Source organism: Elusimicrobium sp. An273 (genome assembly GCF_002159705.1).
Lineage (GTDB): Bacteria > Elusimicrobiota > Elusimicrobia > Elusimicrobiales > Elusimicrobiaceae > Avelusimicrobium > Avelusimicrobium gallicola.
In genome coordinates this window covers 259,341-283,545 of sequence record NZ_NFJD01000001.1, presented here as the reverse complement: position 1 = coordinate 283,545, position 24,205 = coordinate 259,341, and the positions used below count along the sequence as shown (strand labels likewise).

Below are 24,205 nucleotides of genomic sequence, written 5' to 3'. Positions count from 1 at the left end.
CGCCTCTTTAAAAGAGGCGTTTTTTTACGTAAGGCAGAGTTGTTTTATTTCTTGAGCTGCACTTTGGCCATCATGTCGTACATAATAATGCTGGCCGCGGCCGAAGCGTTTAAGCTTTCCACGCCGCCGCGCTGCGGAATGGAAATAATCTGGTCGCAGTTTTCGGCGGTTTTCTCGCGGATGCCGAAGCCTTCGCTTCCGATGACCAGTACGGCCGGGGAGGCGTAATCCGTCTGCGTAATGGGCTGGCCGTCCATATCCGCGCCGTACACCCAAAAACCTTCTTCTTTCAGGTCGTTTAACGCGGCCGAGAGGTTGGCCACTTCCACAATGTTGATGTTTTCAATGGCGCCGCAGGCCACTTTGTACACGGCGGGGGTAATCCCCACGGTGCGCCGCTGCGGCAGGATAATGGTGGAAAAGCCCAAGCATGCCGCACTGCGGATAATGGCACCCAAATTCTGCGGGTCGGTCATTTCGTCCACCGCCAGCCACAAATCTTTTTTGTTCCCGTCGGATTCGTACAGCGCGGTGGAAAGCTTCATCAGCTTAATGGGCTGCACTTTGGCCATCACGCCTTGGTGGTTGGCGTTGCGGGTCAGGCGGTCTAGGGTTTTGTTGTCAATGCGGTCTATTTTTACGTTTTGCCGTTTGGCCAGACGGATGATTTCCTCCACGGCGCGGTGCCCGGCTTTACTGTCGGACACATACAGCTGGGTAACGTTGCGCTTTTTGCTTCTGAGCGCTTCCATCACGGGGTGAATCCCGTAAATCATATCCAAATTGTCGTTCATATCAGCTCCTTAACCGATTTCGGAAGAGCCAAAGCTCATGCCCACTTCCAGCGCGGCTTTTACTTCTTCCCCGTGCGGATCCACCCGTTTTAAGTTGGAAATAGCATCGGCAATTTTTACTTCGGTAATTTTAAAATCGCGGAAGGCCGCCATATAGCCAAACTGGCCTTGCAGCACCATATCCAGCGCCTTGGCTCCGTAAAGCGTGGAGAGCCAGCGGTCAAACGCGGTTGGCGTGCCGCCGCGCTGGGTGTGGCCCAGCACGCACGCGCGGGATTCGATTTTGGTGCGGTCTTCAATCATATTGCTCAGCTTATACGCAATGCCACCCAAGCGGATGGGGTCGGTGCTGCCGGGCAGCGTGCGCGCGACGGTTTGTTCGCCCAGTTCGTTCTTGGCGCCTTCGGCGGCTACCACAATGCTGAAGTTTTTGCCCTTGGCTTTGCGGTCTAAAATGTAATTGACGATCACATCCTCGTTGTACGGAATTTCGGGGATGAGCACAATGTCGCCCCCGCCCGCAATGGCGGAGCGCAGGGCAATCCAGCCCGCGTAGCGGCCCATGGTTTCCACAATCATCACGCGGTGGTGGCTTTGGGCAGTGGTATGCAGGCGGTCAATGGCCTCGGTGGCAACGGCCAGGGCCGAATCAAAGCCGAAGGTCTGGTCGGTGGCGGAGAGGTCGTTATCAATCGTTTTGGGTACGGCTACGATGGGCAGGCCCAAGTCCACAAATTGCTGGGACATGTGCAGCGTGCCGTCGCCGCCGATGGTAATGAGGGCGTCCAACTGGTTTTCTTTAAAGTTATGCAAAGCAACCGAGGATAAATCCCGCGGCGAGTCGGCAGATCCGAACGGCGGCAGCGTATAGTTAAACGGGTTGGCGATGTTGCTGGTGCCCAAAATGGTGCCGCCCATGGTTAAAATGCCGGAGACGGTTTCGTTGGTAATGTTTAAAAATTCGTTACGCACCAGTCCGTCAAATCCGTTTTTAAAGCCCAACACCTCAATGCCGTTTTTTAAAGCGTTTTTGCTCACGGCACGTACGACGGCGTTGAGTCCGGGGCAGTCGCCCCCGGCGGTTAAAATACCGATTCTTTTAATACTCATATCCCCTCCGGTTATAGGAAAGCGGCTAACGCGCTTACCGCCCACAACACAAAAAACTGCCCGTCAATGAGGGTTTCGTCTTTCACGCTGCGGGTACTGCTCTTGCTATAGTAATATATTACAATAAAAACGGTATACAAATGCCCAATCAGAAGCATCCCCACCAAGGCCGGCTTCCACGTAAGCGAAAGAAGCGTCGCCAGCGCCGCCGTCAGCGCCGCCAGCACCAGCGTAACGGCCCATTTGGTTTTTTTCATTCCGAAGGCTTTGTAAAAACTTTCCCGCCCGATAATTAAATCTTTGTTGGCGGAGGTAAAGCCCAGCGTGACCGAGCGCATAAACACCAAAAGCACCGTGTAAAACACGGCCAAATAAGCGGCCTTTCGCAGCGCCATGCCGTGGGTGTACGCCGGCAGAAAAGCACAGGCGTACGCCCAGCCCAAAGCCGTGACGATGTCTTTTGTGCCGGGCAGCGAAACGAGCTGCAATTTAAGCAAATGGCGGTACGGGTAGGCAAACCCGGCCAGCAGAAACACCAGCCCCATCCCCAGTGCTCCTTTTCCGATAAATCCCGCACACAGAATAGCTCCCGCCGCCGCCGCCAAACTGGCCGCAGTTAAAAACCTTTTGTTAAGGCCGGGATCCGTTTCCGCCCCGCGGTTAAACGCCGTGAGGGCAAACACAAACAAGCCGGCAAACGTCAACAGGCGGCCGTCTGTCGGAACGCCTTCCAGCCGCATACACACATAGGTAAGCGCCGCCGCGGCAAAAGCGGTGTAGAAACAGTTTCGCACCAAAAAGCGCCACGTTTTTTCCAGCCAGCCGGACAAAATGGATTTAGCGTTTGGTTTTCGCAGTTCGCGCACGCGGGCGGCCACGCGGTCAATCACCCAGTTGGGCGTAGAGGCACCGGCCGTAATAAAAATTTTGCGGGCGCGCTGTACCGGCAAGGGTTCCAGCTCGTCTTCGGTTTCTACGTGCAGAACCGCCGGGGCCAGCTGTTTGCACAGCGTAGCCAGGCGGGCCGTATTGGCGCTGTGGCGCCCGCCTACGACAATTACTAAATCGGCGCTTTTGGCCAGTTCGATGGTTTCTTTTTGGCGGTCTTTGGTGGGCTGGCAGATGGTGTTTGAAATTTGGCACACGTCCGCGTGTTTTTTTACTTCCTCGGCCGTCTGATAAAAAACGATTTCCTGCTGGGTGGTTTGGGACACGACGTTTACCTTGTCAAAATGCGGCAGGCGGGCGGCTTCTTCCGGGCCGGAAACGACCACGCCTTTTCCCTGCGTATACCCCAACAGCCCGATGACCTCGGCGTGGCCGCCGTCACCCACGATGACGGTGTGGTAGCCTTGTTGGGCAAATTTGGCAATGATGTTTTGTGCGTGTTTAACCAGCGGGCAGGTGGCGTCTACCACTTCCATAGAGCAGGACTCTATTTCTTGCTGAAACTGCGGCGTAATGCCGTGCGCGCGGATGACCAATACGCCCGATTTGTCGGCGGCTTGCTGCGGCCGGTCAATGGAGGTAATTTGCTTGGCGGCCAGCATATCGGTCACCTGTTTGTTGTGAATCAGCGGGCCAATGGTATAGACCGGCTTTTTGCCGGCGGCTTCCAGTTCCAACACTTTGTCTATCGCGCGTTTGACGCCGGGGCAAAAACCGGCGCTTTTGGCAACGGTAACGTCCTGTTCTTTTTCCATATCTATATTATAGGAAATTCACACGTTCGTTGGGCGGCGGGGCGCGGGCAGGCGGGGCGCGGTTTTTTCTATAATTTAACTATGCATAAAATGATGATGAGTGTGGCGGCGCTTGCGCTGCCGTGCGCCGCGTTTGCCGGCGCGTATGGCGATATGTTTAAAAACGGGCATCTCCGCTTTGACTATACGCCGCAGGAAATTTCCTCTCTGGAGGCCCGTGCCGCCAAAGAGCTGGATGTCAATTTAAATTTTTTGGTGCGCATTCCCGCCCAAGACCGGGATTTTGAAAATACGGTGCTGGCGCTGGAAAACGCGTATACGTCGTACTGGTTTGTGCCGAAAAATCTGTCGCTGTTGGCGTATTTCCACGAAAATGCGGACGTCCGCGCCGCCGCGGCCCGGTTGGAAGCCAAAGGCAGCCAAACCAAAGCGGCCGTGTTTGCCCGAAAGGATGTGTATAAAGCCTTAAAAGAGTACGCCGACAAAAAGCCGGCGCTGGCCCACGAAGAAGCACGCCTGTTGTCTAAGTGGCTGGAGCGCTACGAACGGGCTGGGATGGCTTTGTCCGACGAGGCCGCCGCCGAATATGCACGTTTAAACAACGAGCGGCTGCAAAAAATCACGCAGTATAACGTCAATTTAAACAATTATCAGGATGAACTTGTTGTTTCCCGCGAGGAGCTGGAAGGCTTGGGCGACACGTTTATAAACCGCCTGGCGCGCACGCCGGAGGGGAAGTATATCGTTACGCTTAAATATCCGGATTATAATCCGTTTATGGCCTCTGCCAAAAGCGAAAAAGCGCGCAAAGCCCTGCAGGAAAAATTCGCCCGCCGCGGCGGAGAAGAAAACGTACGGCTGTTGGAAGACACCTTGGAACTGCGCCGCAAGCAGGCGGCTTTGCTGGGCTATGCGCAGTATCCCGATTACGTGCTTCCGGTGCGTATGGCCAAAAACTATAAAACGCTGGAAAAGTTCCTGAAAAATTTACAAAAAGAAGTCACTCCGCTGGCGCAAAAAGAAATGCAGGACTACCTGAAATTAAAAGAAGAAATTACCGGTCAAAAAGCCCGCGAAATGACCGCCTGGGAACTGCCCTATTGGAGCAACGAATATAAGAAAAAATACTACCGGGTGGACAACGATAAAATAAAAGAATACCTGCCGGCAGACCGCGTGCGGGAGGGAATGTTTGAAATTTTTGGACACCTGTTTGGCGTTACGTTTGAAAAAGCGGATTTGCCCGTGTGGCATCCGGACGTTCTCGTCTACCAAATTAAAGACGCCAAAACCGGAGAACTGATTTCCAATTTTTACCTGGATTTGTACCCGCGCGACGGCAAATATACCCACGCCGCCACGTGGAGCTTTGTAGACCGGTTTGAACTGCCCGACGGGTCGTACCAAACGCCTTCGGTGGTGATTGCGGCCAATTTTACGCCCGCCGGGAACGGGGTGCCGCCCCTGCTGGAGCACAGCGAGGTGGAAACTTTATTCCACGAATTCGGGCATGTGCTGCAAATGTCTATGGCCACTTCCAAATACGCCACGCTGACGGGGGACAACGTCGCGTGGGATTATATTGAAACCCACTCCCAACTGCTTGAAAACTGGGCTTGGCAGCCCGAAGTGTTGGCGCGGATTTCGGCCCATTACCAAACGGGCGAGCCGATGCCCAAGGAAATGATTGACGCGCTGATTAAATCCAAACACGCTGGCGAGGCTACCGCCTTCCTGCGCCAGAACTTTTTGGGCCAGTTTGACTTGGCCGCCCACGCCGCCCAAAAGCGCGTGGACAGCACCCGCCTCTACGCCCAAATGATGCAAGACATTACCGGCGTTCCCATGACCAAGGGCACCTACCCGCAGGCCAGTTTTGGGCATATTATGTCCTTAACGGATCCGTATGACGTGGGGTATTACGTGTATGCGTGGTCGCTGGTGATTGCGCAGGATATTTTCGGCGAGTTTCAAAAGCAGGGTATTTTTAACGAAGAGCTGGGGGCCCGCCTGCGCCAATATATCTATACGCCCGGAACGGTGTACGACGAAAACGAAATGGTGGAAACGTTTTTGGGCCGGCCGTATAACGACGAGGCGTTTTTGAAAAGTTTGGGAGTAGAAAAATAGATAAGTTGTTTCGGCATAAAAAATCCGCGTTCAAAAGAATGAACGCGGATTTTTTAAATGTTGTTTAGCGGGGCAGCCAGTTGGAAAGCACCACCCACGAAAGGAGCGACATCCCCAGCAAAACGGCCAATAACGCCACAATCCAAATGCCCCGCCAGCCGCTTGCTTTGGAAGAGGAAGGGTTGTGCACGGTGCACAGGGCCTTCATCATGGCTTCGGCGCGCAGTTCGGCTTCGTCCTGCGCTTTTGGCACCAGCGTGGCAGTGGTGGACGGGTTGGCCTCGTCCAGCCGGACGATGACATTTTCAAATTCGTGCAAAATCTGAATGGCGCGGAAACGAAATTGCTGAAACTCAGCAAGCGGCATTTGGGCATTTTCGTGATACACAAGGGCGTTGTCGTTAAGCTCCATATAGATGTTGGCGCGCGTTTTTAAAAGGCCGATGATAAAAGGCGTCAGCACCAACGCCGCCGCCGGCGTGGGCGCATGGATGCGGTAGCGGCTGTCTATCTGCGGGATATTTGTTTTCATCAGCGCATATTGGGACGGAGCAAAAGGGGAATCAATCGGCGCAATTTTTAAAGCCGGAAATTGCCGCTTTTTAAGTTCCGCCGTAAAAATGGTAAACTTAACGGGCTTGGTTTTGGGGTTATCGTCGCGGTAGATGTTATCGTCCGCCACGCGGATAAAGGCAAAATCGTCGGTGCAGGTGCATACGTTTTGGTATTGGTGGAAGTATTGCGTAAAGAACTCCAGCCGCCCGGCGGTTTGCTCGGTGGTAATGGAGTTTTTTTCGCGTTCATACCGGCAGCCGTTTGTTTTGGCCATACGGGCAATCTGCGCACTGCGGGTGCGCGTGGTGGCAATTAAACCGACGATGCCGGCAACAATTAAAACAATCAGCAGGATGTTCATATACCATATCATAGCAAAAACAAAAACGCAGTTTGCTATAATTTATGCACAGCGAGGGAGAAAATATGAACAAACATAAACTTTGGATTCTTTTGGCGGCCCTGTGCGGGGTAAGCGGGTGCGCCGTATGGCAGCAGGCGCAGGGGCCGGTGGTGCCGGCAAACGGAATGGATGTGGACGGCGTGACGCTGGTGGAAGTACAGCCGGCGGCGGCGTGCGTGTTTAAAGGGGCGGTAATGGGCGACACCAACCCGGACGTAAGCGGAATACCGGAGTCCTTGCTTCACTTAAACAATACCATCCGCCAAGGGCTGGTGTCCAGCGCAAAACAAATGGGGGGCAATACCGTGTGGGTGCGCACCCAAAGCTGGCAAAACCCGGATATGGATACCGATTACTTTCAGCCGTTTTACATTAATAACGTGCGTTACGGGGCGCTGGTGTATCAGTGCCCGAATTAAAGCCTTTTACCGCCCAATAAACCGCCCCGTTAAAAAGGGCGGTTTTTTGTTTTAAAATGTTAAAGCTTGTATCCGTCTCTTTTTTTGATACATTTTGCGTATGCATCTAATCCATTTGCATAACATACCGGCAGACATTCACGCCGCACAAGGCCACAACAGCGGGTTTACGCTCATTGAGCTGTTGGTGGTGGTGCTGATTATCGGCATTTTGGCGGCAGTAGCCCTTCCCGAATATACAAAAGCGGTAGAAGAATCGCGCCTAAGTGAAGGGGTTATGGCCGTGGAAGAAATTGCAAAAGCCAACCGGGTTTATTATATGGCCAATGGACAATACAGCAGAGACATCAATGCTTTGGATTTTGCTTACGCCGGGAGCGGAAAGTATGGGAATCTACTGGAGGCTAATGTCGGAAAGCATTTCATCTTTTCTGCCTCTGCGTGGGGGCGGCGGGATATATCGCTTTGGTGAGCCGCCGCCTAAATGAGCAGGATACGTCGGGAGAAAAAGTATATTCCTTGGCCATTGACCAAACCGGCCGCCGCAAGTGTTTTTTGTACCGGCAAGCTACTGAACATCAGAAAAAATTATGTACGGAATGGGCGCAAGGAAATGTGCAGAATTGGTAAAAGTAAGCCGCGCTTTTTACAACTAAAAAATCCCGCTCGCTGACGAGCGGGATTTTTGTTTACGGTTAAACTTATTTATTTAAGTCCTGCGCCGGCTTTTTGCTGGTTAAAATCGCCCAGCTTAATACCGCCAGCAGGAAGATGACGATCACCCACCCGATTTTGCCCAAGGGGGTAAAGTCGTTGTGGTAATTGACGATAATCGGCGCTACGATGACCGCCACCATATTGACCACTTTAATCAGCGGGTTGACCGCCGGGCCGGCCGTATCTTTCAACGGGTCGCCCACAGTATCGCCCACCACGCTGGCTTTGTGGCGTTCGGAGCCTTTGCCGGTGTTGGCGGCAATGTCGGTCGGTTCGTCTTCCACCACTTTTTTGGCGTTATCCCATGCGCCACCGGCGTTGGACATAAACACCGCCAAGAGCTGGCCGGACACGATAATCCCCGCCAAAAATCCGCCTAAGGCTTCCACGCCAAAGGCAAGCCCCACCACGACGGGGGACACAATGCCTAGCAGCGCCAAGATGATGAGCTCTTTCTGGGCGGCGATAGTGGAAATGTTTACCGCGCGCGTATAATCGGGCTTGGCGGTTCCTTCCAAAACGCCTCCTTTAAACTGGCGGCGCACTTCCTGCACGATAAGCGCGGCGGCGCGGCTGACGGCGTTAATCGCAAACGACGAGAACAGCCACGGCAACGCGGCACCGATAAGCATGCCGACAAACACCACCGGGTTGGACACTACAATCCCCACCTGCGACAAAAGCGTCAGTACTTTGGCTTCGCCCGCGGCGGCCCAAGCGTCATTTAGCAGGCGCTGCACGTTGCTTACGTCCACCATATACGAAGCAAACAGCGACACGGCCGCAATCACGGCCGATCCGATGGCTACGCCTTTGGTAATGGCTTTGGTGGTGTTGCCCACGCCGTCCAAGTCCGCCATAATTTGGCGGGCTTTTTTGGTTTCGGCGTCATCCTGCCCGTGCCAGGCCATTTCGCCAATGCCGTTGGCATTGTCTGCAATGGGGCCGAAGGAGTCCATGGCCACATTGTTGCCCGTAAGCGTGAGCATGCCGATACCCGTCATGGCTACACCGTAGAGGATGAAGTTGAATTTTTCGGACGGCGTCAGCCCGTCAATCGTACCGAAAATGACGACGGAGCAGAAGATGGACGCCGCAATAACCAAGGTCGTCCAAACGGCCGACTCAAACCCGACCGCAATCCCGGAAAGGATTGTGGTGGCCGAGCCCGTAGCCGTGGATTTTTTGATTTCCTGCACGGGTTTGTTTTCCGTTCCCGTAAAGTATTCGGTCAGGCGGTCAATGATAATCGCCAGCAAAATACCGATGGTGGTGGCGGCAAACGGTCTCCACCAGCCGCCGGGGACGGCGCTCATATAATAGTAGGCCAACACGCCAAAAATCACCACGGAAATCGTGGCGGAAATGCTGTAGCCTTTAAAAATGGCTTTCATGGCGTTGCCGGCGGTGCGTTTGGAATCTTTTACCGCATAGGTGCCGATAATGGAGCATAATACGCCGATGCCGCGCACCAAGAGCGGATAGACGATCCATTCGTGGTGCCCGGTAATTCTCCACAAGCCGATGCCCAAAATCAATCCGGAGACGATGGTTACTTCGTAGGATTCAAAAATATCGGCCGCCATACCGGCGCAGTCGCCCACGTTGTCGCCCACCAAGTCGGCCACTACGGCCGGGTTGCGCGGGTCGTCTTCGGGAATGCCGGCTTCCACTTTGCCTACGAGGTCGGCCCCCACGTCAGCGGCTTTGGTGTAAATCCCGCCGCCCACGCGCATAAACAGGGCCAACAGCGTGCCGCCAAAACCAAACCCCAGCAAGGCGTCCGGCGCGGCGATGCCAAAAATGACAAAGATTACCGTTCCGCCCAACAGGCCTAAGCCGTCGGTCAGCATCCCGGTTACGGTGCCCGCCCGGTACGCAATGCGAAGCGCGTCTCCAAAGCTGCGTTTGGACGCCGCCGCAACGCGTACGTTGGCGTCTACGGCAATACGCATTCCCAGCTGGCCCACCAAGAGCGAAAACACCGCCCCCAGTACAAACGCGCCCGCCCGGCCGAACGCGGCAATCAGTTTGACCGTGCCGGCGGAAAGGCCCGCAAAGCGTTCCATGGAATCCTGCGAAACCGGCACAATGTAGACGGACAAGAACAGGCAGACCGTCAACAGGCCGATCAGCGGCAGGATGGTTTTGAGCTGTCTTTTCAGGTAGGCGTTAGCGCCTTCCCGGATGGCGCCCCATACTTTTTGCATTTCGGGGGTGCCGGCATCTTCGCGAATGACCTGCTTGCGCAGGAACAACGCATACAAAAGCCCTAACACCGCGATAAACAATACGCCAAACAACGCATATTGCTCAAAGGGTCTTAGGGAGGCAATTCCATACCACATGGGCTATCTCCTTTTAAAATGAGGTAAAACGTCCCCTATATTATAATAAAATTCCACCGCGGATAGGTCTTTTGGCCCCCGGGAAAAGGGTCTTTTGTCCCTTGTCGCTTTTTTATATCTTTTTTATACTTTTAATATGAAACGTTACCTTTCCATTTTATGGGGAGCCGTCTTGCTGGCGGGCTGTTGCGCGTTTGCCTACGGAGCGCCGCCAGTACAGGAAGGCTGTTTGAAAAAGCTCGTTCGCCGCTTGCAGCCGGCGGCGGGGGAACCCGGCCGCGCGGCCATGAACCGCCTGCGGTGGATGCGCTTTTATTTGCCGACGGTCAAAATAGCGGAAAGGGAAGGGTTTTGGGAGCGGCTTTTTCATTCGTTTTCCGAAGCGGATAAACAGCGGGCGGTGGCGTCTTACCTGTATCAGATGTACATTTCGTCGGCCGTATACGGAGGGGAAATTCCGCCCCGGCTGACGGTCAATTACTTGGGGGTTTTAAACGGGTTGGAACGGTTGGAAGCGAATTTTGATGCGCGGGAAGCGTTGGCTTATTATCAAAAAAATAAAGCCGAGATTAAAAAATGGCTGGTGCAATTTTTTAAAGAAGCCGCACTGCCCGTATACCAGCCGGAAAATGCCCGCAACGATATTACGGAAAAAGCTTTCTTAAAAACACTTGCCCGCAGTACGTTGGAACACGGCCGCGCCGGATATGTGCTGGCTGCGCCGCGCTGGAACGAACCGTTGCCGCAGGCCGATCAAAAATGGCTGCAAGAAGTGCAGCGCCTGGCGGCGGCGGATATCCGCCAGAAAGTAGTGCTGTATGAAGAAAACGCTGCTTCCCTTTCTTCGCTGGACAAGCTTTCCGGCCAGTATACGGACGGGGGCAAAGTCTACTTATTCCGCCCGGCCGGCAAAGAGTGCGCCGCCTGCAGTTATTTAACGTGCAGCCGCGTGTGCCGGCAGGTGCAGGCGCAGCCTTCGCGCAATTGGGGGCTTATGCAGGTGTACCAGCTGCAGCTTCGGCCTTTAAAAGCAAGCCAGCTGCGCCCGGCATCCGGAACGAAATTTTTCTCGCCGCAAGGCAAGGCCTACCCGGATTGGTTTTATCACGAAGCGGTGTTGGTAATTTTAAATCACGGCAAGCGGCATATTCCGGTGGTGTTGGATCCGTTCCTGGCGGAGGGGCCCATGGCGTTTAGCCAATGGCTGGCCCATTTCAGCCCGCAACATACAGTGCTGTATGCCTATCCTTTTCAACGCTGGTCGGACACCGAAGAACGGCTGGTGCGGCCTGATAAGGTAAAGGGGAATAAAATTTGGAAAGACGGCCGCTCTTATAAACCGTATCCGGTGGAGTACTAGAATTTCCCGCCAAACACAAATCCTACCGTGTCGCTCCCGTCCTGCAGGTTGCGGGTGTAATTGATGCCAAACGGGAACGGAAAGCGCCATAATTTATAGGTAAGCGCCGCACCGGCCCCGCTGTGCGGGCGGTAGCGGCTGCCTGCATATACATAAGCCAGTTCATAAAAAGGCGCCAGCGACAAGAGTCCCGTTTCGTTTCGCAGCAGATAATAGATGAAGGATACCGCCGCGCCTGCGCCGCGGCTGCCGCGGATTTGGCGGTCGTAGCGGCCCAGCCCGCTTAAGAGTTCGCTGGAGAGGACGCGGTCGCTAAACGGGGCTTTAAAAGCATCCTGCGCGCGGATTTCCGCCACCAGCATATGCCGGTTTTTAAACTCCAGCAGGCCCGCCGCTTCCAGCCCCAATTTGGAAATTTCATAATCGCTCCCCGTCCAGCTGCCGCCCGCCGTATAGAACACATTGGCCGCATATCCCGTGCGGGGCCGGGGCAGATTTTGCAGGCTTTTCTTTTTATCCGTCAGCCCGTAGCCGGACAGCGCCCCCATATTGACTCCTTTGCGTACGTCATCGCTCAGCCGCAGGCCCAGCGTAATTTGGTTGTGCGAGCCGTTATCCAGCGCGCGAGGGGAATAGGTATAGCGCACGTATTCGGGGCGGACAAACGCCCGCAGGGTGCGGGAAAAACGGTGCATATAAGTAAGGGCCAGCTGTTCTTTGCGCGTATGGAGGGCGCCCAAGAGGGAGGAATGATATTCATCTTCGTCATCCGTAGTGGAAAACACGCCAAAGGTATTACTCCAGCCGTTTTGGTAGAAACGCTGATCAAAATTTAATTTGGTAAATCCCAGCGATATAAAATCGTCCCCCAGGCTTAGCCCGGCCATGGCGGTAAAACCGTCGTCGCTGCCGCCTGCAAAGACGAAGGTGCTTTCCCCTTGTTTAAACAGGTTCCCCGCCGCCAGCGACAGGGCGGCGGCGTTCTTTTTGCCGCCGGAAGCAAACGCCAGCGGGAAAATATAATAACCGTCTTGGGCGTTGATAAAAATATCGGTTTTGCCGTTTTTTTCTTGGGTGGAAAATTCCAATTTTTTAAATACGCGCAGGTCGTGCAGGTCGTCTTGGGCTTTATCAAACAAGGCGGGCGTAAAAGGGTCTCCCGGTTTTAGCAGAAACCGTTTTTGAAGGGTTTTTCCGCTCATGCGCGCGGCGGAGGCGCGCACTTCTCCCACCACCTGCTGCATCGGCTGGGCGCCGACGGGAGCGCCCGCCCAAACGAAAAGGGAAAACAGAAAAATCAGTTTTTTCATTTTTTAAATTATATCTTTTTGCGCGTTTGTTCCGACGGCAGGTTTTGGGTTAGTCGGCCGTGCGTTGCGCAGGCGGGCGGGATTGTTTATAATATAGAAAATCTTTTTCGTTTTGAACCGCCGGCTTGTATGTTGCGCCGCAGGGCGGGCACGGAACAAAACGCCGGGAGGCCTTATGGCAAGACGCGATAAAACAAATTATTACCTGGACTTGGCGGACGTCGTGTCCCAGCGGAGCACCTGCCTGCGCCGCCGCTACGGGGCGGTAATTGTAAAGAACGACGAAGTCATTTCCACCGGCTATGTCGGTGCGCCGCGCGGGCGGAAAAACTGCAGCGATTTGGGCTACTGCATCCGCCAACAGCTCAACATCCCCCGCGGGGAACGCTACGAACTGTGCCGCAGCGTCCACGCCGAAGCCAACGCCATCATCAGCGCGCCGCGCGATAAAATGTTGGGGGCCACTTTATACCTGGCCGGCAGGGAAGTGTCTACGGGGGAATATATCAGCCACTCCAACAGTTGTTCCATGTGCAAACGCATGATTATCAACGCCGGCATTAAAAACGTGATCGTGCGCGACACCAACGACGCATACCGCGAAATTAACGTGCAGGATTGGATTGATAACGACGAATCCCTTTCCGGCCAGCGCGGCTACTGAGCCGCCTGACACGCCGTTTTGGATGAAACGGGCCCGCTTCGGGGCCCGTTTTTTGTGGGTGGGCGAGAAAAAAGGATAAAAAAATCCCGCCTTGCGGCGGGTATTCTTTTCAAATGGCGGAGCCGACGAGATTCGAACTCGCGGTCTCTGCCTTGACAGGGCAGCGTGTTAACCAGGCTACACCACGGCTCCATTTGTTTCTGACTATAGATATATTTTAGCTTAATTTGAAGGGCGCGTCAACAAATTTTAAAAAGCGCCTTTTGTATAGGGAGATTAATCAAAATCTCCCCACAAAATTTGCTCCAGTTCCAGCTCCACTCCGTGCTTTTCTTTCACTTTTTCGCGCACCACATCCATCAGTGTTTTAATGTCCTGCGGCGTGGCGCGGTTGAAATTGACGATAAACCCGGCGTGTTTTTCAGATACTTTGGCCCCGCCTACGGAAAGGCCTCTTAGTCCGGTATCGTCAATCAGGCGCGAAGCATAGTCGTTGGCCGGGCGTTTAAACACGCTGCCCGCGGACGGAAATTCCAGCGGCTGTTTTTCCATTCGTTTGTGCAGTACCGTGTTGCGGCTTTCAATCAGCTGGGTAAACTCCCCTTTCTGCAGTTTAAACCCGGCCGATAAAATGATGCAGTCCTGTACGCCTTCCACTTTGCGGTAGGCGTGTTTGACTTCTTCTTTTAATAGCGTGGCCGGGCGGCCTTCGCGGTCAATAATGTCAAAGTATTCCAGGCAATCAAACGTTTCCTGCCCGAACGCGCCCGCGTTCATATACACGGCGCCGCCCACGCTGCCGGGAATGCCGGAAAGTTTTTCCATCCCCGCCAGGCCCGCCTCGCAGGCCATTTCGCACACTTTATCCAGCGCCGCGCCGGCTTCGGCTTTGATATGTTCCCCGTCCAGGGTTACCTGGTTCATCCGCTTGGTGGAGCAGACGATCCCGCCAATGCCTTTGCCGCTTACTAAAATGTTGGAGCCAAACCCGATAATGCGCAGGGGAATGTTTTCCGTTTCGGCCAGTTTTAACACAAAGCTCCACTCTTCCCGCGTTTTCGGATAGACGTATACTTCCGCCTTTCCGCCCGTGCGGTAGGTGGTGTGCCGGGCCATGGGTTCGTCCAGCAGGCAGTTGTCTTTAAAAAAAGTTTTTAATTCCTGTTTATAATCCATACCGTGCTAAAAGTTCAGCCCCACGCCGCCCTGCAGCCCGTGGCTGGAAGCGGTTTTGGTATAGGCGGCAAATACATACACAAACGGGAACGGTTTTAAGTTGACGCCGGCCGTATAGCGGATGTCGCCGTCGGAGGTGGAGCGGGAGGGCAGCAAATCTTTGGTTTCCAGCTTGCCGTAATCGTACCCGACGCCTACATACGGGGTTAAGAACAACACATTCATAGAGGCGACGGCCGAGAGGGAGTAGTGGTCGGTGGTGTACCAGTCGGTAGAGCCGCGGTCATAAAATCCGGCCAGCGAAAGGTGGATGGTGTCAAACAATCCGAAATTGTATTTTAACCCGCCGCCCAGCGATTTAAAGCCGTTCATATCGGTGCCGCGCAAGACGACGCCCAAATTTAACACCGGGATTTTGGTTTCTGCAGTAATAAAGCCGACATACATATAATCGTCGGAGAAAATGTTGTTGTCGGAAGAGGTTTTTACCGCGTTTAACGAGGCGCCGATATCAAACCCAGGGAAGGAGGTTCCTTTGCCGGTATGAAAATCCGCCAAGCCGATTAAGGAGTTGAGATCTTTATTATAGGCGGCCAAGTCGGACGCGGCCGAATAGTGCGCGCGGAAATCATCCGCAATGTTGGAAGCGTGGGCCGCTCCCGCCAAGCAAAAAACACCAACTAAAAGGGCAATTAATTTTTTCATTAGGTCTCCGTTGCGAATTTGTAAGATATATAATATCATAGAAAAAGACGGGGGGATGCGCAACCTGCCTGACGGAAAATCGATTTACATTTTTTGTATGTACAGGAGAACAATATGGTAAGTGAACTCGCTGGAACGCTGACGAAACAAAAAATAGATGTAGACTCTTTGCGGAAACAATTTTTTGAACCCAACGGCACGCCCGTACCGGTAAAATTCGGTACTTCTGGCCACCGCGGCAGCTTGGGCACGGGCTTTTGCGCCCTGCATGCGCGCGCCATTGCGCAGGCGGTAGCCCGGCTGCATAAAGAGCAAAACATCACCGGCCCGATTTTGGTGGGGGGCGACACGCGGCTGATGTCTGCAGACACCGCGCGCCTGTGCGCCGAAGTGCTGTGCGGAAACGGATTGACGGTTATCCTGCCCGATATGCCGCTGCCGACGCCGGTGTTTTCGTTTGAAATTATTAACGGCCGCGCCAGCGCCTCGTTAAACGGCACCGCCAGCCACAACCCGCCGCAGGATATGGGGCTGAAATACAATCCGTCCAACGGCGGCCCGGCGGACGCTTCGCTTACCGCTTTGATTGAAAAATACGCCAACGAATATATGAAAAATCCGGCCGAAATCAAATCCGTTCCGCTGGAAGAAGCCCGCCAGAAAGGCCTTTTGCGCACGGTGGATTTGATTACGCCTTATATCACGGCGTTGGCACGGGTTATTGATTTTAAAGCCATTGCGGCTTCGCCTTTAAAATTTGCGGTGCATCCGCTGGGCGGAAGCAGCTTGGCGTTCTACGAAGCCATTAAAGAAAAATACGGCCTTAAGAATGTGGAAATTGTCAGCAAAGTGCAGGATCCCACCTTCTATTTTATTCCGATAGACCACGACGGCAAAATCCGCATGGATCCGTCGTCCAAGTATCCGATGTCGCCGCTGATTAAACTGGTGCAGGACGGCACCTACGATTTTGCCGGCGCCTCCGACCCGGATGCTGACCGCTTTGGCTGTGCCACCAAAAAAGGCGGCCTTATTCCGCCCAACCACGCCTTGTGCGTGATGGCCGATTATTTGTACCGCCACCACAAAGTGCGCGACGCGTATTCCATCGGCCGCACGCTGGGCACTACTGCGCTCTTAGACCGCATTGCCGAAGAACACGGGCTGAAGTTGGATGAAGTAAACGTGGGCTTTAAATACTTTGTGGAAGGTATCGTCAAACGCAAATATGTGTTGGCCGGGGAAGAAAGTGCGGGCATGTCCGTCAGCGGCTGGACGCCGGAAAAGGACGGCATTTTGGCGGTATGCCTGCTGATGGAAATTATGGCCACCGAGGGCGACATCGCCGATTTGTATGACCGGCTGACGGCCCAACACGGCACCCCGTATTATACGCGGGTGGACGTGCCGACGGACGAGGAAACCAAAAAACGTGTCAAAGCGCTGAAAGCGGCCGATTTTGAGAACCTGCACCAAGTGGCGGGCGAACGGGTTACGCGCGTGCGCGATACGGACGGCATTAAAGTGTATCTGCAAAGCTCGTGGTTTTTGGTGCGGCCTTCCGGCACGGAAAACATCCTTAAAATCTATGCCGAAACGTTCATCAGCCCCAAACACTTGGACGCGCTGATTGAGCAAGCTAAAAAACTATTGGCAAAATAACCGTTTGTATGGGTATAAAAGAAGGGGCCAATGGAGCCCCTTCTTTTTTGTTTGCACGGGTTGTGGGCAAACGGATTTAGTAAAATAGAAATATGATGAATTTTGTCTATGTGGGTTTAGGCGGTTTTATTGGTGCGGCGCTTCGCTACGGCGTAAGTATGGGGGCGGCCGCGTTTGCCTGGCGCGGGCATTGGGCCACGCTGGCCGTAAATGTGCTGGGCAGTTTGGCCATCGGCTATCTGGCCCCGTATTTTGAAAATCCGTCCCACCCGGCGCGGTTGTTTATAGTCGTGGGGCTGTTGGGCGGGTTTACCACGTTTTCCTCTTTTTCTTTGGATACACTTTCGCTGTACCACAACCGGGAGTTTTTCCTGGCGGCGTGCAATGTGCTTTTGAACGTACTGGTATGTTTGGCGGCGGTGTGGGCCGGGTTTCGGCTGCACCATGCGTGGTAGATGATTTGAAACGGAAACGCCCCGCTCCAAAGAGCGGGGCGTTTCTTTTATAGGGTGTGTAAAAAGGTGTTTTGGCTGATGTCGGCTTAAGGTGCGCGGTACTGCGTTAACGGTGTGGCGTAAACTAGTCAGTTGAGTGGGCATTGAATGCCTGCCCCCGGCAAGAGGTCGTGGTATAAGAGTGTTATATTGCTTAAATAGTGTGGCGTAACCTAGTCGGATGAGTGAGCATTGAATGCCTGCCCCCGGCAAGGGGGTACTTTTTCTGGCGTCAGAAAAAGTACGAAAAAGACCGCCGCCCCAGTGTCCTATAAAAATCACTTCCAAGCCGGAAATTTTATAACTCGCTGCGCTCAAACAATAAAATTTCCACTCGTCTTGGAAGGCTTTTTATAAGCAGAACAAAAGGGCGGATAAACGGCAACAACATCAAAAGGAAAAATCCTTTTTACAGCGTAACAGCGTATCTGAACGGCAACGACACATAAAAAGAAATTCCTTATATAGTGGAACGGTCAGCCGCTATCCTTTCGTAAGGATGCTACATTGCCTAAGTAGTGTGGCCTAAACTAATCGGATGAACGGGTATTGAGTGGGGAGGGGCGGCTCGCCCCTTGACTCGTTTTTTTTGATAAATTTTGCGTATGGCAAAAATTTATCAAAAATCGTTCCCCGGCGGTAAAAACGCCGGATTTACGCTTATAGAGCTCTTAGTAGTGGTATTAATAATCGGTATCTTGGCCGCGATAGCTGTGCCGAAATATCAATCGGTAGTAGATAAGGCCAGAATGAGCGATTATATACAAAGAGCTTATGGCATTAAACGGGCGCAGGAAGCCTACTACCTTGCCAATGGGGAATATGCGGCCGATTTGCGCGATTTGGACGTGAATTATGTGGAGGACTGCGAGCCTGCCTTAGCAAGAGGAAATGAGTGGATTTGCGGGAAAGATTTTTTTATACACAATATGATGCCGCAGGGGGCTTATGTAGGCGGAGCAATAGAGGTTTTTCTGTGTCCGGATTCCACCGTAGGCTGCATTACTTGTTCCGATAAACAACTGGCCAGAATTCGGATCGGGTTTGATCACGGCGATTATGTAGGCGATGAAGTCTGCATTTACCGCGTACGGGAAAGTACGCAAAGGGGCAAACAGCTTTGTGCTACGCTTGGTTTTAAGAATGTCATCGCAGAATAAATAAAAAGCCCCGCTCCAGAGAGCGGGGCTTTTTTTGCAGGCAAAGCTTAGGCGCGGCGGTCTAACACGTAAAAACTGCCGCCTTCGTGCTGTTTGGCCAAGCATTTGAGCTCGCTGCCAATGTTGCTGACCATGGCAAACGAAGTAAGCGGTTTTTTGGTGTTGTGCACAATGCCGATTCCGATGGAGAGGAATTTGAATTTTTCCATTTCTCCCCGGCGGTTGGTGGACACCATATACCCGTTTTTGCGGTCTTCCTCGTTATAAAACGTAGGGGCCAAGGCATCGGTTTTGGACGTAATTTCTTGGGCGATGGCTTCGGCCTTGTCAAACGAGCAGACCACGATAAAATCGTCTCCGCCGATATGCCCCACAAAAGAAGTAGGGTCTTGCTCGGCCGCGTGTACGATTACGTCCGCCTCGGTTTTCAGCACGCGGTCGCCGGCTTCAAAACCGTATTTGTCGTTAAACGATTTAAAATTGTTTAAGTCGCAATACAGCACCGCAAACGGCCGGCCGCTGGCAATTTCGGCTTCCACCCGCGTTTGAATGGAGGGGTTGCCCGGCAGGCGGGTTAAGGGGTTGCAGTCCATTTTTTGTTTGTTGCGCTTTAAAAGCAGTTTCACGCGGGCGACGATTTCGTCTTCGTCGGCGGGTTTGGTTAAATAGTCGTCAATATCCAATCCCAAGCCTTCCAGCTTGGTGGATTTTTCGGTTACCGCCGTGAAAATAATAATCGGCGTGTGCAGGTAGCCGGTGCGGCTTCGCACTTCGCGCACGACTTCAAAACCTGTCTTTTTGGGCATTTCATAGTCCAAAATCAGCAGGTCGGGGTTTTCTTTATAGGTTTTTTCAATGGCTTCCTGCCCGTCTTCGGCTTCAATAACGGTAAAGCCGGCGTTGGTCAGGATTTCGGACACTAAAAAACGGATGGCGTGGGAATCGTCCGCCAATAAAATTTTTGCATTGTGTTCCATAAGCATATTTAAATAAATATTCTTCCCCCGCGCAAGAGCCCTTTTTCGTATAATTTTTATATGACCTACGCCATCTTATTTATCGGGGTACTCCTGTTTTTAGGACATATTTTTTCGTCCCTGTTTGAAAAAACGCGCCTGCCGGATGTGCTGCCGCTGATGATTTTGGGCATTTTAATGGGGCCCATTTTGCACGTGGTCAGCCCGGCCTCGTTCGGGGAAGCCGGCCAGATTTTTACCACGCTGGCCCTTATTGTGGTGCTGTTTAAAAGCGGGCTGGATTTTCGCATTTTGTCTTTGCGCGGTGCCGTGGGGCAGGGGTTATTGCTGACCACGGTGTGCTTTCTATTAATTACGGCCTTAATCGCGTTTATTACCCAATGGACGCTGGGCATTCCGCAAATTTACGCGCTGATTATCGGCGCCATTGTGGCCGATAACTCCACCGCCATCATTACCCCCATGCTGGCCAAGCTGAAAGTGTCCAAAACCACCAAAACCATTCTTTTCCTGGAAGCCAATCTGACGGGCGTCTACTCCATTGTGCTGGCGTTGGCATTGTTGTCGGCGGCGTCGCGCGGGGGGACGGTGTCTGCCGGCGCGCTGGCGGCGGGGATTATCAAATCGTTTGGCATCGGTATAGTGTTTGCGCTGGCGGCGGGATTCTTTTGGATGAGTATTTTAAACCGGGTGCGCCGGCTGGAAAACGCCATTTCGCTGACGTTTGCCTTTGTGCTGTTGGTGTACAGCGTAAGCGGGCTTATCGGCGGAGACGGCGCCATAGCCACCCTGGCCTTTGGCGTGGTGGCGGGGAACATACGGCTTATTAAACGGCTGTGGCTGCCTAAGCTGGATTACCGCCGGCTGCTGTCTTTAAACAGCGGGGAAAAGGACTTTTTTGACGAGATTGAATTTATCTTTAAAACGCTGTTTTTTGTCTATATGGGCATTTGCATTCGGCTGGGGCGGATGGATTTGCTCGCTATTGGCCTGTTACTGGCGCTGGCCAAGCTGGTGTTCCGGGCGCCGGTGGTAAATTATTGCGTGTCTAAAAAAATTACCCGTTCGGATTGTTCCGTGATTACGGCCATGTGCCCCAACGGATTGGTCAGCGCGGTGTTGGCGGCGATGATTGCTTCGCAGCTGCCGCAGGAAGGCGCCGTTATTCAAGATGTGATTTATGCGGTCATCTTTTTTAGCGTAGTGCTTTCCAATTTGATGTCTTTTCGGATTGAAAAAGGCGGACTTCAATGGCTGGGAAAAGCGATGTTTTTCCGCCACGCGCAAGGCACGGGTGCGCCTGCTCCCGCACAGCCGGAGCAAGGGGCCGCTCCTGCGGCTGAAAATCCGCCCACGGAACCATAAATTGAAAAGCCCCGGTTAAACCGGGGCTTTTTTACGGCTTGTAAATAAACGAAAGCAAACTGTCTTTTACGTGGTCGCGCCGCCAGGAAAAGAAATTTTCTTTATCCCCGCACGTGCAATAGTAAGGCGTTTTGACGTCCGCCGCGTTGAGGCCCGCCAGCTGCAGCTGGAGCAAAATTTCCGTATTTAAATTGACAAAAATTTTGCCGTCCTTATGAATAACGCTCTGGGCCGAGAACTGGGCAGCCACGTCTTGCTGCACTTCAAAACAGCAGCTTTGAATATGCGGCCCCAGCCAGCCGTAAAGAGTGCCTTGGGCGCCGGCGTCCTTCATTGCTCGGGCGGTTTTGTAGGGCAGCTGCCCCACCACCCCGCGCCAGCCGCAGTGCGCCAGGGCAAAGACGGAAGCGGTTTCGTCCCATAAAAACAGCGGCACGCAGTCCGCCGTTAAAATGGCCGCGCCCCAGCCCCCGCAGGAAAAAAGCCACGCATCGGCTTCTTGTTCGGGCTGGTTTTGAAAGGCCAACGCGTCCGCATCGGAAGCGATGCGGATGATGCGGTCGCTGTGGGTTTGATGAAAGTGCAAAATTTGCTTGGCCGGTATATTTAATTGCTGGTATACGGCCGCCTGCGCGTCCGCCGTGCGCATATTGCCGGCATGGCGCGAGACCGTGCCGCCCACCAGCCCTAAAGAAAGCATCCGATTGTCTGCATATATATTCATAAATCCAGTTTTTTAAGCCGTACGGCTCCTATTTTGCCCGGCAGCAAATAGCCGGCCAGGCGTTTAAAACGGGCCGGGTCGTCGCTGGCGTAGAGGCGCACGCACCCTTTGCCTTGTGCGGCGGCTTGGCCGCGGGCCGTTAAAAACGCGCGGGCGGCCTGGGCCAGCGTATCGGCCGAGTCTACAAGCGTTACGTGTTTGCCCAAAATTTTGCGAAGCACCGGTTTTAATATGGGGTAATGGGTGCAGCCTAAAATCACGGTGTCTGCCCCGCTTTTTTGCACGCGGGCCATGTATTCCCGCGCAATCAGTTCGGCCGCGGGTTTTTTGCCCCAGTTTTCTTCCACCAGCGGCACAAACAGCGGGCAGGCCTGTTGAATGATACGCGCTTGGGGGCTGCGCTTTAAAATGGCTTTAGGGTAGGCGTTGCTTTTTACGGTGCCTTCCGTCCCCAATACGGCAATGCGCCCGTTGCGGGAGGTTTGGGCGGCTCTTTCGGCGCCGGGTTCAATGACGCCCATGACCGGTACGGAAATGCGCCGCCGCAGTTCCGCCAGCGCTTGGGCCGAGGCGGTATTGCAGGCCACAACAATCAGCTTGACTCCCAAACTTTCCAAAAAACGGGCAATCGCCAAGGAAAATTTAGTTACCGCGGCTTTGGATTTGGAGCCGTAGGGCACGTTGGCGGTATCGCCGAAATAAATCAAATCTTCATGCGGCAGTTCGCGGTGCAGGGCGTTTAAAATGGTCAGCCCGCCCAGGCCCGAATCAAACACGCCGATGGGTTGTTTTTTCATAATCCTTATTATAGTAATTCTACAGGGTTGGAACAAAACCCTTTCTTTGTGCTAGAATATGCTTATGTTTAAAAAGGGCATTCTTTTACTGGTTGGCGTTTTGCTGTGGGGAGCAGCGCTTTGGGCGGCTCCGGCTACGCAAAATGCACCGCTGATTGTGGGGGGGAATTTTTCTTCCCAAACCAATACGTCTGTCCAAACAAAAGTTTTTAACCAACAAGCCCGCAACACCGAAATTGCTTCCTTAAATAAACAGCTTAAAGAACGGCGCTTTAATGAGGTGATTCGCCGCATTAATGAACTGACCGCCAAAAACTTTTTAGACAACCGTTTCCATTTGCTTTTGGCCATTGCCTACGACGGACTCGGAAGATATGACGACGTGATTTATTCCGCCGGGCAGGCAATTGCCGTAGCCCCGCAGGATTCCCGCGCCTATATTTTGCGCGGCGGCGCCTATTTGCATTTGAAAGATTACGAGCGCGCCCGGATAGATGTGGAAACCGCCTTAAAGCTGAATCCTTCTTCCCGCTTGGCGCAAAAACTGCAAGATGAACTGAATGCAAAGACTTCCGCCGTCAAGACGACGGCTGACCCGGCGCAAAAAGCTGTCAAAAAATCTACCCCGCGCTGGATTGTGCTGTATTTTGTGGCGGTGTTTATTGCCGTATTGTTGTTTGTGTACTGGCGGTATGAAGATGTGTTCCGCCAGCCGCGAAACGCCTTTTCCCGCCGGGAAGTGGAAGTAAAAGAACAGTACGACTTTATCCGCCAAATAGGCGAAGGCGGCATGGGAAAAGTGTATGAAGCCTATGACAAAGTGCTCAAACGCAAAGTGGCTATCAAGCGCGTGCGGCCGGAGTTGGTGCGCAGTTCTTATGTGCGGGAGCAGTTTTTATCCGAGGCGCGGATGGTGGCCCTCTTGCGCCACCCGTGCATTGTGGAAATTTACACGGTAATCGAGTCCGAAAGTTCCTTATATCTGGTGTTTGAATATGTGGACGGGCAAACGTTGGAAACCCGGCTGGATATTGACGGACGGCTGCCGTTTTCCAAGGCAAAACGGATTTTTGAATATGTCTGCCGCGGCCTGCAGTACGCCCACTCACAGGATATTATCCACTGCGATTTGAAGCCGGGCAACATTATGATTTTTGATGACGATAAGGCCAAAGTCATGGATTTTGGCGTGGCCAAAAAATCGGTAGACCACGAAACCGGCGCCCGCACCGTGGCCGGCACGCCCGCTTATATGGCGCCCGAACAGCAAAAAGGATTTATGCGCAAACAGTCGGACGTATATTCGCTGGCGCTGTGCTTGTATGAAGCGTTGGTCGGGCAAGTGCCGTGGACGGTGAAAGGCTTTGATATTGCCAAAAAGAAAATTGTTCCGGCGTCCAAACTGGCGCCCAATATCCCGCCGGCGGTGGACGGCCTCTTGGAAGATGCGCTGAAAGAAGACCCCAAAGAACGCATTCAAACGATTGACGAATTTTGGAGCCGCTTAAAAGCCATTGACCCGCTGCCCGAAGATTTGGAGCGCACCCACTACTAAGGGCTTAAAAAGCGGCCGCGAACGAAGAACTTTTGCAGCATAAAAAACCCCCGGTTAAACCGGGGGTTTTTATCAGA

Annotated in this window: 21 protein-coding genes and 1 tRNA gene; 10 read left to right on the top strand and 12 right to left on the bottom strand. The window is 53.3% G+C overall.

The features are described from left to right. Nucleotides 1-44: 44 nt before the first annotated feature. From rlmB to ispH, 3 genes are read right to left on the bottom strand one after another with little or no spacing between them, the layout of a single operon-like run. Nucleotides 45-794, bottom strand: a complete 750-nt coding sequence (gene rlmB, locus B5F75_RS01360) for a 23S rRNA (guanosine(2251)-2'-O)-methyltransferase RlmB (RefSeq protein WP_087286783.1) — start codon at nt 792-794, stop codon at nt 45-47. A 9-nt stretch (nt 795-803) separates the two neighbouring features. Beyond that, nucleotides 804-1,904 (bottom strand): 6-phosphofructokinase, encoded by a 1,101-nt coding sequence (locus B5F75_RS01355; RefSeq protein ID WP_087286780.1) that lies wholly within the window; start codon nt 1,902-1,904, stop codon nt 804-806. A gap of 11 nt (nt 1,905-1,915) precedes the next feature. Further along, a complete protein-coding gene (ispH, locus tag B5F75_RS01350) occupies nt 1,916-3,607 on the bottom strand; it encodes a 4-hydroxy-3-methylbut-2-enyl diphosphate reductase (protein ID WP_087286777.1) in 1,692 nt (563 codons plus the stop codon). A gap of 81 nt (nt 3,608-3,688) precedes the next feature. On the opposite strand from ispH, the gene B5F75_RS01345 reads away from it, so the two are divergent. Continuing rightward, nucleotides 3,689-5,737: a M3 family metallopeptidase gene (locus B5F75_RS01345; RefSeq protein WP_087286774.1), complete on the top strand. Its 2,049-nt coding sequence runs from the start codon at nt 3,689-3,691 to the stop codon at nt 5,735-5,737. Nucleotides 5,738-5,801: 64 nt separating this feature from the next. Here the strand turns inward: B5F75_RS01345 and B5F75_RS01340 are convergent, their stop codons facing one another. Then, the gene (locus B5F75_RS01340) at nt 5,802-6,653 is read right to left on the bottom strand and encodes a hypothetical protein (RefSeq protein ID WP_087286771.1); all 852 of its coding nucleotides are present in this window, start codon (nt 6,651-6,653) and stop codon (nt 5,802-5,804) included. 65 nt (nt 6,654-6,718) lie between these two features. Between B5F75_RS01340 and B5F75_RS01335 the strand changes: the two genes are divergently transcribed. Together B5F75_RS01335 and B5F75_RS07445 are read left to right on the top strand one after the other, a co-directional pair. Further along, nucleotides 6,719-7,114 (top strand): DUF4156 domain-containing protein, encoded by a 396-nt coding sequence (locus tag B5F75_RS01335; protein WP_087286768.1) that lies wholly within the window; start codon nt 6,719-6,721, stop codon nt 7,112-7,114. A gap of 100 nt (nt 7,115-7,214) precedes the next feature. Beyond that, nucleotides 7,215-7,586 carry a type IV pilin protein gene (locus B5F75_RS07445; protein WP_087286766.1) on the top strand — a complete coding sequence of 124 codons (372 nt, stop codon included), beginning with the start codon at nt 7,215-7,217 and terminating at the stop codon, nt 7,584-7,586. A 229-nt stretch (nt 7,587-7,815) separates the two neighbouring features. Here the strand turns inward: B5F75_RS07445 and B5F75_RS01325 are convergent, their stop codons facing one another. After that, entirely contained in the window at nt 7,816-10,179 is a 2,364-nt protein-coding gene (locus tag B5F75_RS01325) for a sodium-translocating pyrophosphatase (protein ID WP_087286763.1), read from the bottom strand. Nucleotides 10,180-10,315: 136 nt separating this feature from the next. Here B5F75_RS01325 and B5F75_RS01320 point away from each other — a divergent pair, with 136 nt between their 5' ends. Further along, nucleotides 10,316-11,539, top strand: coding sequence for a protein-glutamine glutaminase family protein (locus tag B5F75_RS01320; protein WP_143351218.1), 1,224 nt, complete (start codon nt 10,316-10,318; stop codon nt 11,537-11,539). Here B5F75_RS01320 and B5F75_RS01315 read toward each other — a convergent pair. After that, entirely contained in the window at nt 11,536-12,849 is a 1,314-nt protein-coding gene (locus tag B5F75_RS01315; RefSeq protein ID WP_087286757.1) for a BamA/TamA family outer membrane protein, read from the bottom strand. The genes B5F75_RS01320 and B5F75_RS01315 overlap by 4 nt on opposite strands. 175 nt (nt 12,850-13,024) lie before the next feature. On the opposite strand from B5F75_RS01315, the gene B5F75_RS01310 reads away from it, so the two are divergent. Continuing rightward, nucleotides 13,025-13,513 (top strand): deoxycytidylate deaminase, encoded by a 489-nt coding sequence (locus B5F75_RS01310; protein ID WP_087286754.1) that lies wholly within the window; start codon nt 13,025-13,027, stop codon nt 13,511-13,513. A 114-nt stretch (nt 13,514-13,627) separates the two neighbouring features. On the opposite strand, the gene B5F75_RS01305 is transcribed toward B5F75_RS01310, so the two are convergent. The 3 genes from B5F75_RS01305 to B5F75_RS01295 form a co-directional block, all read right to left on the bottom strand. Further along, nucleotides 13,628-13,705: transfer RNA gene (locus B5F75_RS01305), tRNA-Asp, on the bottom strand. Nucleotides 13,706-13,789: 84 nt separating this feature from the next. Further along, nucleotides 13,790-14,689 (bottom strand): UDP-N-acetylmuramate dehydrogenase, encoded by a 900-nt coding sequence (gene murB, locus B5F75_RS01300; protein ID WP_087286751.1) that lies wholly within the window; start codon nt 14,687-14,689, stop codon nt 13,790-13,792. A gap of 6 nt (nt 14,690-14,695) precedes the next feature. After that, nucleotides 14,696-15,394, bottom strand: a complete 699-nt coding sequence (locus tag B5F75_RS01295) for a porin family protein (protein WP_087286748.1) — start codon at nt 15,392-15,394, stop codon at nt 14,696-14,698. A gap of 114 nt (nt 15,395-15,508) precedes the next feature. On the opposite strand from B5F75_RS01295, the gene B5F75_RS01290 reads away from it, so the two are divergent. From B5F75_RS01290 to B5F75_RS07645, 3 genes are all read left to right on the top strand, one after another. Then, entirely contained in the window at nt 15,509-17,056 is a 1,548-nt protein-coding gene (locus tag B5F75_RS01290; protein WP_087286745.1) for a phosphoglucomutase, read from the top strand. A 92-nt stretch (nt 17,057-17,148) separates the two neighbouring features. Continuing rightward, entirely contained in the window at nt 17,149-17,511 is a 363-nt protein-coding gene (gene crcB, locus B5F75_RS01285) for a fluoride efflux transporter CrcB (protein ID WP_087286742.1), read from the top strand. 644 nt (nt 17,512-18,155) lie between these two features. After that, nucleotides 18,156-18,710: a type IV pilin protein gene (locus tag B5F75_RS07645; protein WP_087286739.1), complete on the top strand. Its 555-nt coding sequence runs from the start codon at nt 18,156-18,158 to the stop codon at nt 18,708-18,710. A gap of 47 nt (nt 18,711-18,757) precedes the next feature. Here B5F75_RS07645 and B5F75_RS01275 read toward each other — a convergent pair whose 3' ends face one another. Continuing rightward, nucleotides 18,758-19,687: a GGDEF domain-containing response regulator gene (locus B5F75_RS01275; RefSeq protein WP_158093736.1), complete on the bottom strand. Its 930-nt coding sequence runs from the start codon at nt 19,685-19,687 to the stop codon at nt 18,758-18,760. Between the two features lie 60 nt (nt 19,688-19,747). Here B5F75_RS01275 and B5F75_RS01270 point away from each other — a divergent pair, with 60 nt between their 5' ends. Beyond that, the gene (locus tag B5F75_RS01270) at nt 19,748-21,052 is read left to right on the top strand and encodes a cation:proton antiporter domain-containing protein (RefSeq protein WP_087286733.1); all 1,305 of its coding nucleotides are present in this window, start codon (nt 19,748-19,750) and stop codon (nt 21,050-21,052) included. Nucleotides 21,053-21,083: 31 nt separating this feature from the next. Here the strand turns inward: B5F75_RS01270 and B5F75_RS01265 are convergent, their stop codons facing one another. Continuing rightward, entirely contained in the window at nt 21,084-21,776 is a 693-nt protein-coding gene (locus B5F75_RS01265; RefSeq protein ID WP_087286730.1) for a purine nucleoside phosphorylase YfiH/LACC1 family protein, read from the bottom strand. Beyond that, nucleotides 21,773-22,573, bottom strand: coding sequence for a glutamate racemase (murI, locus tag B5F75_RS01260; RefSeq protein WP_087286727.1), 801 nt, complete (start codon nt 22,571-22,573; stop codon nt 21,773-21,775). Before murI ends, B5F75_RS01265 begins: the two co-directional genes overlap by 4 nt. Nucleotides 22,574-22,637: 64 nt before the next feature. Between murI and B5F75_RS01255 the strand changes: the two genes are divergently transcribed. Further along, entirely contained in the window at nt 22,638-24,128 is a 1,491-nt protein-coding gene (locus B5F75_RS01255) for a protein kinase domain-containing protein (protein ID WP_158093735.1), read from the top strand. Nucleotides 24,129-24,205 lie beyond the last annotated feature (77 nt).